This window comes from Verrucosispora sp. NA02020 (genome assembly GCF_013364215.1).
In the GTDB taxonomy this organism is placed as follows: Bacteria; Actinomycetota; Actinomycetes; order Mycobacteriales; family Micromonosporaceae; genus Micromonospora.
In genome coordinates, this window is the sequence record NZ_CP054923.1 from 5,023,889 (window position 1) to 5,040,220 (window position 16,332).

Here is a 16,332-nt window from a genome sequence, read left to right on the forward strand (position 1 = left end):
GTCACGCGGCGACGGTAGGCGACCCGGACGATCTCGGCGACCCGATAATTCGCCCGCACGACGGCGGAAGCCGTCAGTCGGCACGGTCTCCGTCGATCGCGGAGACCGTCCCCGACAGGTCAGGCGTCGGCCGGGGTGAAGCTGACCCGGGCACGCATCCGACGAGCGCACGCGGTCGGCCCGGGGCCAGACGGGAACATGCCTGGCCCCGGGATCGCTGTCAGCTGCGTCGAGTCCACTGCTGGTTCGCGCCGCCGTTGCAGGACCAGAGGATGATCTTCGTTCCGTTGGCGGTGGCGGCGCCGTTGGCGTCGAGACAGAGCCCGGACTGGGCGTTCGTGATGGTGCCGTTGGCGTTGACGTTCCACTGCTGGTTGAGCCCGCCGTGGCAGTCCCAGATGATGACCGTGGTGCCGTTGGTGGTGCCCGCCCCGTTGGCGTCCAGGCACTTCGTGCCGTACACGGTCAGCTGCTTGCCGGCGGTGTGGGTCCACCGCTGCTGCGTGGCGCCGGAGCAGTCCCAGAGTTGGGTCTGGGTGCCGTTGGTGGTGGCGCCGCCGGGGACCTCGACGCACCGGCCGGACTGGCCGCCCACGATCTGCGCGTCGGGGGCGCTGCCGGTGCCCTGCCGCCGGACGAGCGACGTCGACTCGGCCGACCGGTTGCCCTGGGCGTCGACGACGTAGAGCCGGTAGTCACCCGAGGTGGTGGGTACGGCGATGGTGGTCGCGGTGCCGTCGGCCCTGGTCATCGTCGGACCGGCGGTGAAGGTGGTGGTGCCGGAGGGAGCCAGCCAGAGCGACCTGGTCGCATCGCCCGTGCTGCGGACCGGGATCGAGGTGGTGCCGCTGCCGACGAACGTGCTGGCCGGCAGGACCTGGTCCGCCAGGGGCAGGTTGCGCGGTGCGGTGATGTCCCGGAACGGGGCTTCGAGCCCGGAGTTCACCGCGATCCCGTAGGCCGCCGCCGGCCAGACGTAGTCGGCGGAGACGAGGATGTCGTGGATGGTGCTGTTCGGCAGGTTCTTCTGGGAGACCTTGTTGATCGGGCCGTACGTCTGCGTGATGCTCAGGTCGTGCTTGCGTCCGAAGTCGTCGGAGTTGATCATCCAGGTGATGTTCTTGTCCACGCTCAGGACGTTGTCCCGGAAGGTCATGTACGCCGAACCCTCGTCCGGGTGGAGCCCGTACTTGTGGCCGGCCGGGACACCTTGCAGATAGTTGCTGTGGATCGTGGTGCCCGGCTGGCTGCCCAGCGTGTAGATCGGTGCCGTGTCGCTGAGTCGCTGCACCGTGTCGATGATGTGGTTGTGGCTGATGGTGTTGTTCCTCGCCGTCGTGGTCGGCCGGTTGGGCGCGATCGATCCGGAGGATCCGTCGAAGTTCCACCATCCCCAGCCGAGCGTGATGCCCGCCCACGGCGTCTTCTCGATGCGGTTGTGCTGGATCGTGAGGGTGTCGGCGAAGTACGCCGCGACCGCGCCGTGCCCGTTGAACAGCACCGCGCTGTCGTGGATGTAGTTGTTCCTGATCACGATGTTCTTCGGGAGTCCCTCGACCTGGGGCGGGTACTTCTCGCGGTTGGTCGAGGTGTGGTCGCCGACGAAGACGTGCTGCGGGTGTCCCACGGAGATCGCGGACCCGGCGACGTCGCTGGTGACGTTGCCGATCACCTGTGAGTTCGTCACGTCGTTGACCATGTTGATCCCGTCGGCCCCGGTGTGCTGGATGCGGTTGCGTTCCAGCAGGATCCCGTCGGCGTTCTGCACGTGGACGATGCCCGGGGTGACGTCCACGTTGCGGTAGTAGTAGACGTGGAAGTTGCCCTTCGCGTACGCCATCGCGCCCAGGTTGCCCTGCTGCGCCTGCTTGTACACCGAGCCGGCGACGGTGAACAGGTTCCAGTCGGAGTGCCGGACGGTGAGACCCGAGAACGTGATGTTGCGGGCGCGGCTGGTGGTCGAGGTGCCGGCGATCCGCAGGGCGGTGGTCACGTTGTTGGGCGCGAAGACCGTGGCGGTGGACATGTTGTCGGCGCTGGCCTTGTAGTAATAGAGCGTCCGGCTGGACTTGTCGAAGTAGAACTCGCCCGGCGCGTCCAGGAACTCGTAGGCGTTCATGACCTTGTGAGCGCCGGCGACCTGGGCGTTGCCGTTGAACGCCCCCTGCGCGATGGCGGCACCCGGCTGTTGGAACAGGGCGATACGGCTCTGACCGTCGGCGCTCGTGGTCACCTGCCGGACTCCCACGATGGCGGTGGTCCAGGTCGTGGCCGTCTCGATCTCGATGTCCTCCTGGTTGCGGGAGATCGCCGGGAAGTCGCCGAGGCCGTACCTCGCGCCGTCGCACTGTGAGCCGGATTCCCACGCCCAGTCGGCCTGCCCGGCGGTGATGGTGTACGTGCCGTGGCATCCCGCCGAGGTGATCGTCTTGGCGGCCATCTGGGCCCGCTGGCCGTTGACGTAGAGGGCCCGCAGCTTGTTGGCCCGGTCGAGCGGCGCCTTCCAGATGTTCCCACTGTGCTGGGTCCAGCCGGTCACCTGCACACCGGCGTCGAGGACCGGCGTCTCGCCCGGGTACGCGGCGTACACGACCCGGTGGCCGTTGGTGCCGGAGTCACTCGACCCGAAATCGACCGTACCGCCCACCGGGTAGCTTCCGCCGCGCAGGAGCACCTGGATGTCGCCGGTCATGGTCGCGGTCTTCGTGCGGACCACGTCCCGCGCCCGCTGGAGGGTCCGGAACGGGGACGCGATCGTGCCCGGGTTGGCGTCGTTCCCTCCCGGTGCGACATAGAGGGTCTCCTGCACCGCGGCCAGCGCCGGAGCCTGATCTGCCACCACCGCCGGCAACGCGGCGGAGACGAGCACCGCCAGCGCGAGCAGCGAACCGCTAGCAGTACGGACGAGGGATCTCATTTCTGCACCTGCCACTTCTGATTGTCGCCACCCCAGCAGGACCAGAGCTGCACCTTCGACGTCGCGGTGTGCACGTCCAGACAGAGGCCGGACTGTGCGCTGCGGATCGTGCCGTCGCCGCCGACCGTCCACCGCTGGTTGTCGCCGCCGTTGCACGCGTACGTGCCGACGACGGTGCCGTTACTGGTCCCCCGCTGGTATGCGTCGAGGCACCGCTGGCCCGCCAGAGCGGTGATCTGCCCACCAGAGGTCACGGTCCACCGCTGGGCGGCGGTGTTGTTGCAGGGGTACACCTGGACCTGGACGGCGGCGGTGGTGGCGCCGGGAAGGTCCAGGCACTGCCCGGTGCCGACGTTGCGGAGCAGGCTGGCCTCGTCCGGAGCACCACCGTCGGTCAACCCCCAGGCATGCCTGAGGCGGTTGAGCCCGCTCGCGTTGGGGGTGCTGAGGGTGAGGTTGGTGCCGGTGCCGTGCAGCTTCTGCATGGAGTACCAGTCGTCGCCCTGACCGGCGGTGACCTTGCCACCCAGCCCCGGCCAGTAGATCGATCCGATCCGCAGTTCCCTCAGCACGTCGGCAGTGGCCCGGAAGTAGCGCACGAAATTGTCGGTGCTGGTGGCGTCGAGGTAGTTGAGCCCGGTGTCCATCGGCGCACCGAACTCGTCCATCACCGTGCGGGCGGCACAGGAGCCGATCGCGTCCCGCAGGAACGTCACCCACTGGTCGTAGTTCTTCGCGCCGCTGAAGAAGGTGTAGTGGTGCAGCGACACGATCGTGCCGTCGAGTCGACGGTCGGCGCACATCGACGTGATGTCGGTGTTCAGGCCGGCACCGCTGACGAAGACACGGTGGCGTGGGATCGACGGACGGGCGTTCAGCCAGTCGCTGACCAGGTTGGCCCACTCCGCGGCGCTGTGCCCGCCAGGTTCGTTCATCGGCTCGAAGTACACGAGGTCGTTGGTGCCGTACCTGGCGACCACGGTGTTCCACATGGTGTGGAAGGCGGTGGTGTTGACGATCCGGCCGCCGCTGGCGGCCACCCCGTCGTCCCAGTAGGAGAGGACGACCTTGAAGCCCTTCGCCGTGGCGGCGTCGATCGCGCCGGTGTACGCGTTCCACCAGGTGGTGCCGACGGTGTAGGTGTTGATCGGCAGCCGGACCGTGTTGGCACCCAGGTTGTTCTGGAAGCCGGTGTAGATCGCGGTGGCCTTGGCCGTCACCGTCGCATAGCTGTCGGAGCTGCTCAGGCCGTAGAGCACCAGTGGTCCACCGTGGAAGTTGTCTCCCAACCTGGCCCAGTTGACGCCCCGGAACGCGGTGGTGTCGGCAGCAGCCGGTGGGACACCACCGAGCACGGCGGTCGGCACCGCCACGAGGGCGGCCAGCGCGCAGGAGAGGATCCGGCGCAGGTGGCGACGCGATCGGGATCGGGTCACTGTCGTTCCCTTCTCGTACGGTGCCGACTGTCGCGCTCGTCAGGTCAGAACCGGGTCCAGCGCTGGTTGGTGCCGCCGTGGCAGCTCCACACGATGACCGCGGTGCCGTTGGCGGTGCCGGCGCCGTTGACGTCCAGACACAGGCCGGTCTGGGCGTTGCTGATCGTGGCGTTGCCGTTGACGACCCACTGCTGGTTCGCCCCACCGTGGCAGTCCCAGATCTGCACCCGGGTCCCGGCGGCGGCGTTGTTCGGCACGTCCAGGCACTTGCCCATCACCTGCAGGGCCCGCCCGTTCTGGGTGAACTGCTGGTTGGCCCCGGTATGGCAGTCCCAGACCAGCATCGGGGCACCGTTGGCCGAGCTCGCGCCGTCGACGTCCAGACACCGGCCGGACGCCTCGTTGCGCAGGCGGTTGCCGGTCGGATTCGGGGTGGTGCCGCCGTTGAGAGCGTCGAGGACCGCCGTGTACGCGGGTTTTTTGTTGCCCGCGCAGTCGAACAGCAGGGCGTTGTCGCCACCACGCCAGGAGTCGCAGTCCCGCACACCCCACACGGTGATGCCGGTGCACCGCGACACCGCCAGGCAGGCGCGGGTGACGGTGGCGTAGATGGTGGCCTGGTTGGACCCCTGGGTGACGTCCAGCTCGGTGATCTGCACGTCCACGCCGAGGTCGGCGAAGCGTTGCAGGTTGGCCTGGTAGTCACCGGCGATCGTGGTGCCCAGGTGGGACTGGAACCCGACGCAGTCGATCGGTACGCCGCGCGCCTTGAAGTCGCGCACCATGGTGTAGATGCCGGTCGACTTCGCGTTGACCCCGTCGGTGTTGTAGTCGTTGTAGCAGAGCTTGGCGTTCGGGTCGGCCGCGCGGGCGGCCCGGAACGCGGCCTCGATCCAGTCGTTGCCGGTGCGTTGCAGGTTGGAGTCGCGGCGGGCGCCGCTGCCGCCGTCGGCGAACGCCTCGTTCACCACGTCCCAGGAGTGGATCTGCCCCCGGAAGTGGGTGGCCACCTGGGTGACGTGGTTGATGGCGGCGTTGCGCAGGTCACCACCGGACAGTCCCTGCGCCCACCCGGGCTGCTGGGCGTGCCACAGCAGGGCGTGTCCCCGGACCGACATGCCTCGGGACCGGGCGTGGTTGACGATGCGGTCGCCGGCGCTGTAGTTGAACACGCCCCGCTGCGGCTCGGTCGCGTCCCACTTCATCTCGTTCTCGGCGACGAGGCTGTTGAACTCGCGGTTCAGCACGTTCATGTACGTGGTGTCGGAGAATTTGTACGTGCCGACCGCCGCGCCGAAGTAGCGGCCCTTCTCCGCCGCCGAGGTGCCCAACGTGGTGCCCGCGGTGGCGGCGCCGGCGGGCGCCAGCGCCGCGCCGGCCGCCAGCAGGCCGACCGCGAGCGCGCGCACCATCGGTGCGGCAGACCATCGCCGTCGCGGAGGACCGCTCGGGTGGACGGGTGTCTTCATGTTCCCAGCACCTCCAGAGTCGCGTCGAGTCGATGAGTTAGCGCTAACACAACCGGCCGGCTGAGGTGCTCGTCGGGCAGACGACAGGCGACGAGGGAACGCTACGCATCGATGAAGGTGAGATTGCCACAAAGTTACGGAGCGTTCAAGAAGTACTTTCCGCCGACGCGGAGCAGTTGACGTTTGCCAATGTCAACACGCCTGCGCGCGGATCAGTGACACCATTCCCGGCCCCGCGTACACACCATTAAAAGATCCACTGCAATGCCGTACGCCCCACGCGTTCCGCACTCACGCCACAATGTTCACGTGAACATCGAGTGCACATAAATCCATTGTGGAGGAACGTGGGGAAGCCGCCCCCGCCCCCGGCGGGTACGACACCGGCAGGGTGAGCGGCTCAGCGCGGGCTGAAGAGGTGGTTGCCGAGGAGCTGTTCGCGTTGCTCCTGGGCCTCGGGGCGCAACCGACCACCCCGGGTGAGCATCACCATGCCGTGCAACAGACTCCAGCCGAGTTCGGCGAGCGTGTCGTCGGCCTGCGCGGCGGCGGACGCGGTCAGCGCCGCCCGCAGTTCACCGAAAGCCGCCGCGACGGTCTCCGGCACCTGCTCGGCCCCGAGCGTGAGGTCCGGAGTGTGAGCGAACATCGCGTCGTAGATCTCCGGGTGGGCGTAGGCGAAGTCGAGATAGGCCGCCATCACCGCCGGCCACACCTCGTCCGGCCGGTCCACCGACACCCGGGCGCCGGTCAACGCGGCGGCCAGATCGGCGAAACCCCGCACCGCGACCGCGGCAACCACCGCCTCACGGTCGGCGAAGCGTTCGTAGAGGGCCCCGAGGTCGACGTCGGCGCGCTCGGCCAGCCGGCGGGCGGTCACACCCGCCCACCCCTCGGCCTCGGCCAACCGCCAGGCGGTGGCGACGATCGCGTCACCGCCCAGCTCACCGTCTCCGTGCTCTGCTCCGGACACCCCGCCGAGCGTAGTCGCGCCGCTCCCCGGCGAACCCTCCGCGACGGAATGGCGACTCTGCGCCCGGCCGGTCAGCGCCGCAACGTCAGGATCAGGTCGGCGACCAGGGCCGACCAGCCGGTCTGGTGCCAGGCACCGAGCCCGGCACCGTTGTCGCCGTGGAAGTACTCCGGGAACGCGATCAGGTCCCGCCAGTCCGGATGGGTCTGGAACAGTTGCGCCGCGCCATAGATCGGCCGCCGCCCCCAGTCGTCGCGGGTGAACAACGCGATCAGCCGGGCGGAGAGGTCGTCGGCGATCTCGTCGAGGGTCTTCTTCACCCCCGAACGCGTCGGGTACTCCACCTGGAGGTCCTCACCGAAGAACGCCGCGTAGTCCCGCAACGCGCTGATCAGCAGGAAGTTCGTCGGCATCCAGATCGGGCCGCGCCAGTTGGAGTTGCCGCCGAACAGGCCACTGGTCGACTCGGCCGGCTCGTACCCGACGCAGAACTCCTGCCCGCCCAGGGTCACCGCGAACGGCTTGTCCAGATGCGCGCGCGACAGCGTCCGCAGGCCGTACTCGGAGAGGAACTCGTCGGTGTCCAACATCCGGGCCAGCACCCGGACCACCTGCTCCGGACCGCACATGGACAGCAGCCGCTGCTGACGCCCGTCCGGGCCGATGCGTCGGGCGCCGACCACCGAGGCGTACTCGGGGCGGTGGGTGAGGAACCAACGCAGCCGGGCACCCAGCTCCGGCAGCCGGTGCAGGGTCCGCGCGGGCAGCCGGGTGACGGCCGCCAACGGCAGCAGGCCCACCACCGAACGCACCTTCAACGGCACCTTCGTCCCGTCGGCCAGCCGCAGCACGTCATAGAAGAACGCGTCCTCCTCGTCCCAGAGCCCCTGGTCGTACGCGGCCGCCGCGATGTAGGTGAAGTGCTCGAAGAACTTCGTCGCGGTGTCCACCCAGGTGCGATCGTGCTCGGCCAGCACGATGGCGATGTCCAGCAGGTTGAGCGCGTACATCGCCATCCAGCCGGTGCCGTCGGACTGCTCCAGCACCCCGGCCACCGGCAACGCCGCCGACCGGTCGAACGGGCCGACGTTGTCCAACCCGAGGAAGCCGCCCTCGAAGACGTTGTTGCCACCGGTGTCCTTGCGGTTGACCCACCAGGTGAAGTTCATCAGCAGCTTGTGCATCATCCGGGCCAGGAAGTCGTGGTCCCGGCTGCCGTCGATCTCGAACACCTTCAACGCCGCCCAGGCGTGCACCGGCGGGTTGACGTCGCCGAACGCCCACTCGTACGCCGGGATCTGCCCGTTGGGGTGCAGGTACCACTCCCGCAGCAGGAGCAGCAGCTGGTCCTTGGCGAAGCCGGGGTCGACCCGCGCGATGCTCACGCAGTGGAAGGCCAGGTCCCACGCGGCGTACCACGGGTACTCCCACGGATCCGGCATCGAGATCACGTCGAAGCTGGTCATGTGCCACCAGGCACTGTTGCGGCCGTGCCGGCGCCCGGCCGGCGGCGCCGACCCCGGATCGCCGTCGAGCCACCGTTTGACGTCGAAGTGGTAGAACTGTTTGCCCCACATCAGCCCGGCGATGGCCTGCCGGGCGATCAACGCCTCGTCGGCGCTGGCCTTGGCGGGGATCACCCCGTCGAAGAACCGGTTCGCCTCCGCCCGCCGCGCCCACACCACGGTCTCGAAACCGTCGCCCAGGTCCGCCGCGGGCGGGTCGACGGCACCCGGCGGCGGGGCCGTACGGGTCAGCCGCAGCCGGATCTGACGCTGCTCGCCGGCCGGCACGTCCAGCACGTAGTGCAGCGCGCCCTTGGTGCCGGTCAGCTCCGGGTTCACCGTCTCGGCCCCGTCGACCACGTGGTCGTTGATGCCGTCCTTCGGGTACGGCGTACGGCTCGCCAGCCCCCACAGCCGCTCGGCGTTGGTGTCGTTGTCGCAGAGCAGCGGCGTCGGGTCGCCGTCACCTTCGAGCCGGACCTGCCCGAGCACCCAGTGCTCGCCGAGCAGCCGGCTGCCCTCCCCGACGATCTGCGGCACCCGGTCACCGCCGGGCAGCCCCCACGCCCAGGTGTTGCGGAACCACAGGTGCGGCAGCACGTGCAGCCGCTCGCGCTGGTCCCCCCGGTTGACCACGGTCACCACCACGCACATGTCCGTCGGGGTGGCCTTGGCGAAGTCGACCGTCACCGCCCAGTACCGGTCGTCGTCGAAGATGCCGGTGTCGACCAGCTCGTACTCGGTGTCGTCCCGACCCCGCAGCCCGTTGACCGCTACAAGCTCGTCGTACGGGAAGGCGGCCTGCGGGTAGTGGTAGCGCCAGCGCATCCACGAATGGGTCGGCGTGGAGTCCTCGTACCACCAGTAGTCCTTGACGTCCTCGCCGTGGTTGCCGCCGTCCCCGCCGAGACCGAACATCCGTTCCTTGAGGATCGGATCCCGCTCGTTCCAGAGCGCGACGGCGAAACAGAAGGTCTGTCGATCGTCACACACGCCCGCCATGCCGTCCTCGGACCACCGGTAGGCTCGGGACCGCGCGTGGTCATGGGGGAAGTAGTCCCAGGCTGTGCCGTGCTCGCTGTAGTCCTCCCGTACCGTCCCCCACGCCCGTTCGGACAGATAGGGACCCCATGCACGCCAGTCCTGCTCGCCGGCATCGGCCTGGGCGAGCCGGACCCGTTCGGCATCGGGGGCCGGGGCGGAGGGCGAACCGTCAGTGATCACTTCTACATCTTCGACGCCGCCTGGGTACTTCACCACAGCGGCCATTGTCGTCGTGTCGTGTTACACCTCGCCGCCGGTGGAGGAAAGTTGATCGAGATTCGCTTCGGCTCGCAGGTCTGCGGAGAGCTGACCAGCGCCGCCGGCCGCGAGTGGTTGGTGCCCGACGGCCTCGGCGGGTACGCCATGGGCACCGTCGGTGGGCTGCGCACCCGCCGGTACCACGGGCTGCTGGTGGTGCCGGGCGACACCCCGGCCGCCCGCAAGGTGGGGCTGGCCAGCCTCGACCCGGCGGTGCTGCTGCCCTCCGGTGCCCGGGTCCGCCTCGGCGCGCACGAGTGGGTCTCCGGCGACGTCGACCCGCGCGGCTTCGAGCTGCTGGAGCGCTTCGACCTGACCGACGGGCTGCCCCGCTGGCGGTGGCGCATCGGCGACGTGGTGATCGAGCGGGAGCTGGCCATGCTGCACGGCCGCTCCTGCGTGGCGGTGGTGCACCGGCTGATCAGCGGCGGCCCGGTCGAGCTGGAACTCGCGGCGGCCTGCACCTGGCGCGATGCCCACGGCGAGCGGCGCGCCGACGGTCCGCCGCTGCGGATGGACCCGGTCGACGGCGGCGCGGTCATCGAGGGCGCCTACCGGCTGTCCGGTCCCGGCTGGTCCCCGCAGGGCCACTGGTGGCGGGGCGTCTACCACCGTGAGGAGGCCACGCGCGGCCTGCACCCGGAGGAGGACCTCTGGTACGCGGGCCAGTTCCGCGACACCCTGCGCCACCCCGGCGACACCGTGTCGGTGCTGGCCTGGGCGCAGGACCCGGCTCCGGCACCGCCACCGGCCACCGAGGTGGTCGCGGCGGCCCGCCGCCGCAACCGGGAGGTCGTCGCGTCGACCACACCCGCCGACGACGTCGAGGCCACCCTGGCACTGGCCGCCGACGCGTTCATCGTGCGCACCGACGACGCGCCCGTGGAGGTGGTCGCCGGCTACCCGTGGTTCGGCGCCTGGTCGCGGGACACGATGATCTCCTACGAGGGCCTGTTCCTCCGGACCGGCTGGGCCGATCGCGGCCGGGAGCTGCTGCGCTCGTACGCGGCGACCCTGTCCGAGGGGATGCTGGCCAACACCGCCGACACCGGACGGGTCGAGTACAACACCGTCGACGGCACGCTGTGGTTCCTGCACGCGGTCAGCCGGCACGTCACCGTCACCGGCGACACCGACCTCGGCGACGAACTGCTGCCGGCGCTGCGCGGCGTCGTCGACGCCCACCTCGCCGGCACCCGCTACGGCATCGCCGTCGACCCGGCCGACGGACTGCTCACCTCTGGCGCCCCCGGTGCGGCGCTGACCTGGATGGACGCCCGCGTCTACGGAGTGCCGGTGACCCCGCGCCACGGCAAGCCGGTCGAGGTCAACGCGCTGTGGATCAACGGGGTGGCCGGAGTCGCCGAGCTGGCGGACCTGGCCGGGCAGGACTCCGACGGGCTGCACCGACTGCACGAACGGGCGGCCAAGGCGTTCCGGGAGCGCTTCCCCACCCCGTCCGGCTGGCTGCACGACGTCGTCGACGCGCCCGCCCCGGCGTACCCGCTCGGTGGCGCGGCCTTCCACGACGACGACCTGATGCGACCCAACCAGCTCCTGGCCTGGTCGTTGCCGTTCGCGCCGTTGGAGCCGGACGCGCGCGCGGTCGGCCTGGTCGGCGCCGGGCTGCTCACCCCGCTCGGCCCGCGCAGCCTCTCCCCCGACTGCCCCGGATTCATCGGCCGGCACCGGGGCGGACCGGCCGAACGGGACAGCGCCTACCACCAGGGCACCGTCTGGCCGTGGCTGATCGGCCCGTACGCCGACGCCAGCCGACGCGCCGGCCTCTCCGTCGACACGCTGTTCACCGGCCTGGAGGCCCACCTGACCGAGTACGGCCTCGGGTCGGTCAGCGAGACCGCCGACGGCGCGTCCCCGCACATCGCCACCGGCTGCCCGTTCCAGGCATGGTCGGTCGCGGAACTGCTGCGCGCCCGCCGCTGACGCACGGTGGGGCGCCCACACCGGCGCCCCACCACATCGGTCCCGGCTGACACCCGACGAACCGAGACGCCGGCAGCCCTTTACACCGTCGCAACGGCTACGTCTCCGCTGGTTATCCAGGCCCGACCAGGATGGGTCCCGATCCGACCGCGACACCGACAGGCCCGCCGGGGGGCCTGACTCCGGGCGCGCGGGGACAACTCCAAGGGGGCGCGTATGTCACCGAACGCCGACGTGATCGACATCAACGCCGCACGGACGCAACGGGTGTTGATCCTGTCCTGGGAGTACCCGCCCGTCCTCGTCGGCGGGCTCGGCCGCCACGTGCACGCCCTCTCCGTCGCCCTGGCCGCCGCCGGCCACCAGGTCACCGTCGTCACCCGGCACGCCGACGGCGCGCCGCTGGAAGAACACATCGACGGCGTACGCGTCGTGCGCGCCGCCGAGGACCCGGTCACCTTCCCCCTGGCCACCGGCTCCCTGCTGGCCTGGACGATGGCGTTCAACCACACCCTCACCCGCGCCGCGCTGCGCGCCGCCGACACCGGCGACTACGACGTCGTCCACGCCCACGACTGGCTGGTCGCGCACACCGCGATCACCGTGGCCGAACACCTGGACCTGCCGCTGGTCACCACCATCCACGCCACCGAGGCGGGTCGGCACCAGGGCTGGCTGCCCGAGGAGATGAACCGCACCATCCACGGCGTCGAACACTGGCTCAGCAACGCCTCCACCCGACTGATCGCCTGCTCCGGCTACATGCGCGACCAGGTCACCACGCTCTTCGACGTCCCCGCCGGACACGTCGACGTGGTCCCCAACGGCGTCGACGACCGGGCCTGGCGGGCCCGCCCCCGCGCGGTCGCCACCGCCCGCGCCCGCTTCGCCGGTGACGGCCCACTGATCGGGTACGCCGGCCGGCTGGTCTACGAGAAGGGCGTGCAGCACCTGGTCGACGCCGTACCCGAACTGCGGGAGCAGCACCCCGGCCTGCGCGTACTGATCGCCGGCGACGGCCCCTACCGGGGCGAGTTGGAGGACCGCATCGGTCAGCTCGGGCTCGGCGGCACCGTCCGCTTCGCCGGTTTCCTGGACAACACCCAGCTCCCGGCGATGCTCGGCGCCACCGACGCCACCGTCGTGCCCAGCCTCTACGAGCCCTTCGGCATGGTCGCGCTGGAAGCCGCGGCGGCCGGCGCACCCCTGGCGGTGGCCCGCACCGGCGGTCTGGCCGAGATCGTCGAACCCGGCGTCACCGGCGTGACGTTCCCGCACAGCGATCCGTCGGCGCTGGCCGGAGCGGTCGGTCAGCTCCTCGGCGACGAGGTCTTCGCCCGCCGGGTGGCCCGACAGGCCCGCACCATGGTCGGCCGACGGTACGGCTGGGCCACCATCGCCGCCCGCACCGCCGAGAGCTACGCCGTCGCCCGCCGCGAACACGGGCCCGCGCGCTCCCGGCACCCTGCCGTCGACCCGTCGCCACGCCGCCGCACCATCACCATCCCCGACGGCAACCTGCTGGCCGTATGAGGGGCCGCCTGCTGAGGGTCGAGACACGCACGCGCGAATAGGTGATCCCCGATCCGCTGGCTAGTGTGTACGCCGGACGGCGGATGGGGGACACGTGCGAGCGTTGATCGCCGGCCGGTACCGACTGCTCGACCTGGTCGGTCGCGGCGGAATGGGCACCGTGTGGCGGGCCGACGACGAGTTGCTGCACCGACAGGTCGCCGTCAAGCAGGTCGTCCTGCCCGCCCGGCTCGGCGGTGACGAACTCGACCACCTGCGCGCCCGTACGCTGCGCGAGGCCCGCACCGCCGCCCGGCTCAACCACCCCAACGTGGTCCGCGTCTACGACGTGGTATCCGACGACGACACGCCGTGGATCGTCATGGAGTACGTGCCCTCCCGCACCCTCCAGGACGTCCTCGACTCCGACGGCCCACTGCCACCGCAGCGCGCCGCCCGCATCGGCCTGGCCCTGCTGGACGCGCTGCGCGCCGCGCACGAGGCCGGGGTCCTGCACCGCGACGTCAAACCCGCCAACGTGCTCCTCGCCCACGACGGCCGGGTCCTGCTGACCGACTTCGGGCTGGCCGTCTTCGACGGCGACGTGGCGATGACCGGCGCCGGCACCATTCTCGGCTCCCCGCAGTACGTCGCCCCCGAACGTGCCGCCGACGGAGTGTCCAGCGCGCCGGCCGACCTCTGGTCGCTCGGCGCCACCCTCTACGCGGCCGTCGAGGGTCGCTCGCCGTACGCCCGCAGCACCGCCATGGCCACCCTCAGCGCGCTGGCCTCCGCGCCACCGGACCCGGCCCGGCACGCCGGTCCGCTCTCGGCGGTGCTGGCCGGGCTGCTGCGCCGCGAGCCCGCGCACCGCGCCGGCCACCCCGAGACCCGCCTCCGACTGCTCGTCGCCGCCGCTGCCGGGGAGACCCCGCCGCAGACCGGCGACGAGACCGCTCCCCTGCCCACCGGCTCCGAGGCGCGCGACGCGCCGGTCGCAGGTCCCGGGACCGTCCCCGGCACCGACCGGAAATCCCCCGACCCGACCTCGCACGACTCCGCGCACCGACGCCTCACCGACGAGCAGCAGAGCGGTGGCGGGGCCGCTCCTGAATCCGAGGAACGAGACGCCGCTCCCGGTGAACGGGACGCCCCGCCACACCTGTCCGACCCACCCGCACGGCGAGCCCGCGCGGACGAACCGGATCGCGACCGCGTCGCCGTGCCTCGGGCCTGGGCACTCGCCGCCGTCGCCGTCCTGGTGGCGATGGCCGCCGGCATCGGCACCGCGCTGACCGTCGTCGGCACCGGCGACGACCACGCCGGCTCCCCGTACGAGGCTGCCGAACCGCAGCCCGGAGCGGACCCGTTCGAGGCCGGTGGCCCGGAGCCGGGCGGTCCGCCCCCGCGCGACGGGAGACGCCCGCCGCCGCCGGGCGGGCTCGTACCGCCTCCGCTGCCCTGCGTGCGACCCTGGGTCGAGGGCGGGCCGATCGACACGGCCGCACCGGTGACCGACGACGACAAGTTCCGGCCGCCGACCGGCTGGGCCTGGCACACCGACCGCACCGGCTTCCGGGTGGCCGTACCTGCCGAGTGGCGGTACTCCCGCGACGACGACGTGGCCTGCTTCCAGGATCCGGCGACCGGCCGCGCGCTCACCGTCGCCCGGAGCACCGACACCCGCCTCGGGCCGGTGGCGCGACTGCGCGCGGTCCGCGACCGGGAACTGGCCGCCGGCACCCTCCCCGGCTACCAGGAGTTCCGGCTCGGGCGGATGGGCGACGCCACCGCCTGGGAGTTCGGCTGGCTGACCCCGCACGGCGACCGGCTGCGCGCCACCCAGATCGTGCCGGACGAACGGACCCGCGACCGCGTCTGGACGCTCGGCTGGATCACCCACGAGTACGACTGGAAGCCCTCGACCGACCAGTTCGCCACCATCCGCACCAGCTTCCGACCCCGCCGCTGAGCCCCGGACGCGCCGGCACCCGCAGGGTGTTCGCGACGGTGCGGTGTCGGCCCGCCCCAGGTGGGGTGGGGTGGCCCGGTGCGGGACGCCGCTAGGCTCGGGGGCGTGGAACGGGAACGGCACGACGACACTGACCGGCTGCGAGTCTCCGACCGGGAGCGGGAGGAGGTCGTCGAAGTGCTCGGCAAGGCGGTGACCGAGGGCCGGATCACCCTCGACGAGTACACCGAGCGGGCCGGCGCCGCACACGCCTCCCAGACGCGTGGTGAGCTGGCCCGGCTGACCACGGACCTGCCCGACGCCCCGGGTCGGACGCTGGGCCGGACGACCGGTGCGCTCGCCCCGACGCCGGAGAAGCTGATGGCCGTCTTCGGCAACGAGGTCCGCAAGGGGACCTGGACGGCCCCGGAGCTGATCGAGGCGCGGGCCATCTTCGGGGACTGCCGGATCGAGCTGCACGAGGCCGAACTCTCCGCCCGGGTGATCCGGATCGACGCGGACGCGATCTTCGGCAACGTCACGGTCGTCGTGCCGGAGGGCACCGACGTCCGGCTCACCGGCAGCGCGGTCTTCGGCAACAAGAAGTCGAAGCTGACCGGGCCGGTCACCCCCGGTTCCCCGGTGATCGAGGTGACCTGCCGTGCGATCTTCGGCGACGTGACCGTCCGGGCGCCCCGCAAACGCTGGTGGAGCTGATCACCCCTCGCCCTCTGCCGCCCGGACCCGCCGGCCCTCCGACAGCTCGGCGAACCGACGTCGCCGCCACCACGAACTCGTGGAACGACTGGACCATGCCCACCCCCTCACCGCTCTAGAACGTCAGGGGGCACACCGATGGTTGGGGTGGTCCGGTCGACGACCGGTCAGCCCGGCGCGGAGACGGGCGAGCCGATGCGGTGCAGCGTGCCCTCCGGGTCGACGTAGGCGAACTCGCGTAGCCCGTAGGGGGTGTCGTGGGGCTCGCCCAGCCGACCGTCGACACCCGAGGTGGTCCAGGCGGCGTGCAGCGCGTCGGCGTCGGAGACGTACAGGTAGAGCGTCGACGCCGTGCGGGTCGGGTCGTGCTCGGCCCACTCGGTGAGGTGCCACGAGACCGAGTCCCGCTCGACGAATGCGTAGCGCTCGGGCCCGGGGTGGGACCGCACGGTGAAGCCGAGCCGCCGGTAGCGGTCGAGCGCGGCGTCCAGGTCACGCACCGGCACCACCGGAGCGATCCTGTCGAAGGAGACTTCTGCGGGCATGCGGCCACCCTGTCCGAAAGCGCCGACGTGCGGCGACGACCTCCCCGAGACCGTACCGCCG

10 protein-coding genes are annotated in these 16,332 nt (G+C 71.1%); 4 read left to right on the forward strand and 6 right to left on the reverse strand.

Annotated elements, in window-relative coordinates; all coding sequences use genetic code 11:
• Positions 1-220 precede the first annotated feature (220 nt).
• From HUT12_RS21925 to HUT12_RS21945, 5 genes are all read right to left on the reverse strand, one after another.
• Positions 221-2,917: an RICIN domain-containing protein gene (locus HUT12_RS21925; RefSeq protein WP_176094564.1), complete on the reverse strand. Its 2,697-nt coding sequence runs from the start codon at positions 2,915-2,917 to the stop codon at positions 221-223.
• On the reverse strand, positions 2,914-4,353 hold the full coding sequence (locus tag HUT12_RS21930; protein ID WP_176094565.1) for an RICIN domain-containing protein: 1,440 nt from the start codon (positions 4,351-4,353) through the stop codon (positions 2,914-2,916). Before HUT12_RS21930 ends, HUT12_RS21925 begins: the two co-directional genes overlap by 4 nt.
• Positions 4,354-4,397: 44 nt before the next feature.
• Positions 4,398-5,765, reverse strand: coding sequence for an endo-1,4-beta-xylanase (locus tag HUT12_RS21935; RefSeq protein ID WP_217706035.1), 1,368 nt, complete (start codon positions 5,763-5,765; stop codon positions 4,398-4,400).
• Between the two features lie 457 nt (positions 5,766-6,222).
• A complete protein-coding gene (locus HUT12_RS21940; RefSeq protein ID WP_254876925.1) occupies positions 6,223-6,795 on the reverse strand; it encodes a TetR/AcrR family transcriptional regulator in 573 nt (190 codons plus the stop codon).
• A 71-nt stretch (positions 6,796-6,866) separates the two neighbouring features.
• Positions 6,867-9,569: a glucosidase gene (locus HUT12_RS21945; protein WP_131056709.1), complete on the reverse strand. Its 2,703-nt coding sequence runs from the start codon at positions 9,567-9,569 to the stop codon at positions 6,867-6,869.
• A gap of 42 nt (positions 9,570-9,611) precedes the next feature.
• Between HUT12_RS21945 and HUT12_RS21950 the strand changes: the two genes are divergently transcribed.
• The 4 genes from HUT12_RS21950 to HUT12_RS21965 all read left to right on the forward strand — a co-directional run bounded on the left by HUT12_RS21950 (position 9,612) and on the right by HUT12_RS21965 (position 15,726).
• Positions 9,612-11,546 (forward strand): amylo-alpha-1,6-glucosidase, encoded by a 1,935-nt coding sequence (locus HUT12_RS21950; RefSeq protein WP_176094567.1) that lies wholly within the window; start codon positions 9,612-9,614, stop codon positions 11,544-11,546.
• 216 nt (positions 11,547-11,762) lie between these two features.
• On the forward strand, positions 11,763-13,079 hold the full coding sequence (locus HUT12_RS21955; RefSeq protein WP_176094568.1) for a glycosyltransferase family 4 protein: 1,317 nt from the start codon (positions 11,763-11,765) through the stop codon (positions 13,077-13,079).
• Positions 13,080-13,173: 94 nt separating this feature from the next.
• The gene (locus tag HUT12_RS21960; protein ID WP_254876926.1) at positions 13,174-15,030 is read left to right on the forward strand and encodes a serine/threonine-protein kinase; all 1,857 of its coding nucleotides are present in this window, start codon (positions 13,174-13,176) and stop codon (positions 15,028-15,030) included.
• A 105-nt stretch (positions 15,031-15,135) separates the two neighbouring features.
• Entirely contained in the window at positions 15,136-15,726 is a 591-nt protein-coding gene (locus HUT12_RS21965; protein ID WP_161594959.1) for a DUF1707 domain-containing protein, read from the forward strand.
• 167 nt (positions 15,727-15,893) lie between these two features.
• On the opposite strand, the gene HUT12_RS21970 is transcribed toward HUT12_RS21965, so the two are convergent.
• On the reverse strand, positions 15,894-16,271 hold the full coding sequence (locus HUT12_RS21970) for a VOC family protein (protein WP_131053198.1): 378 nt from the start codon (positions 16,269-16,271) through the stop codon (positions 15,894-15,896).
• Positions 16,272-16,332: the final 61 nt, after the last annotated feature.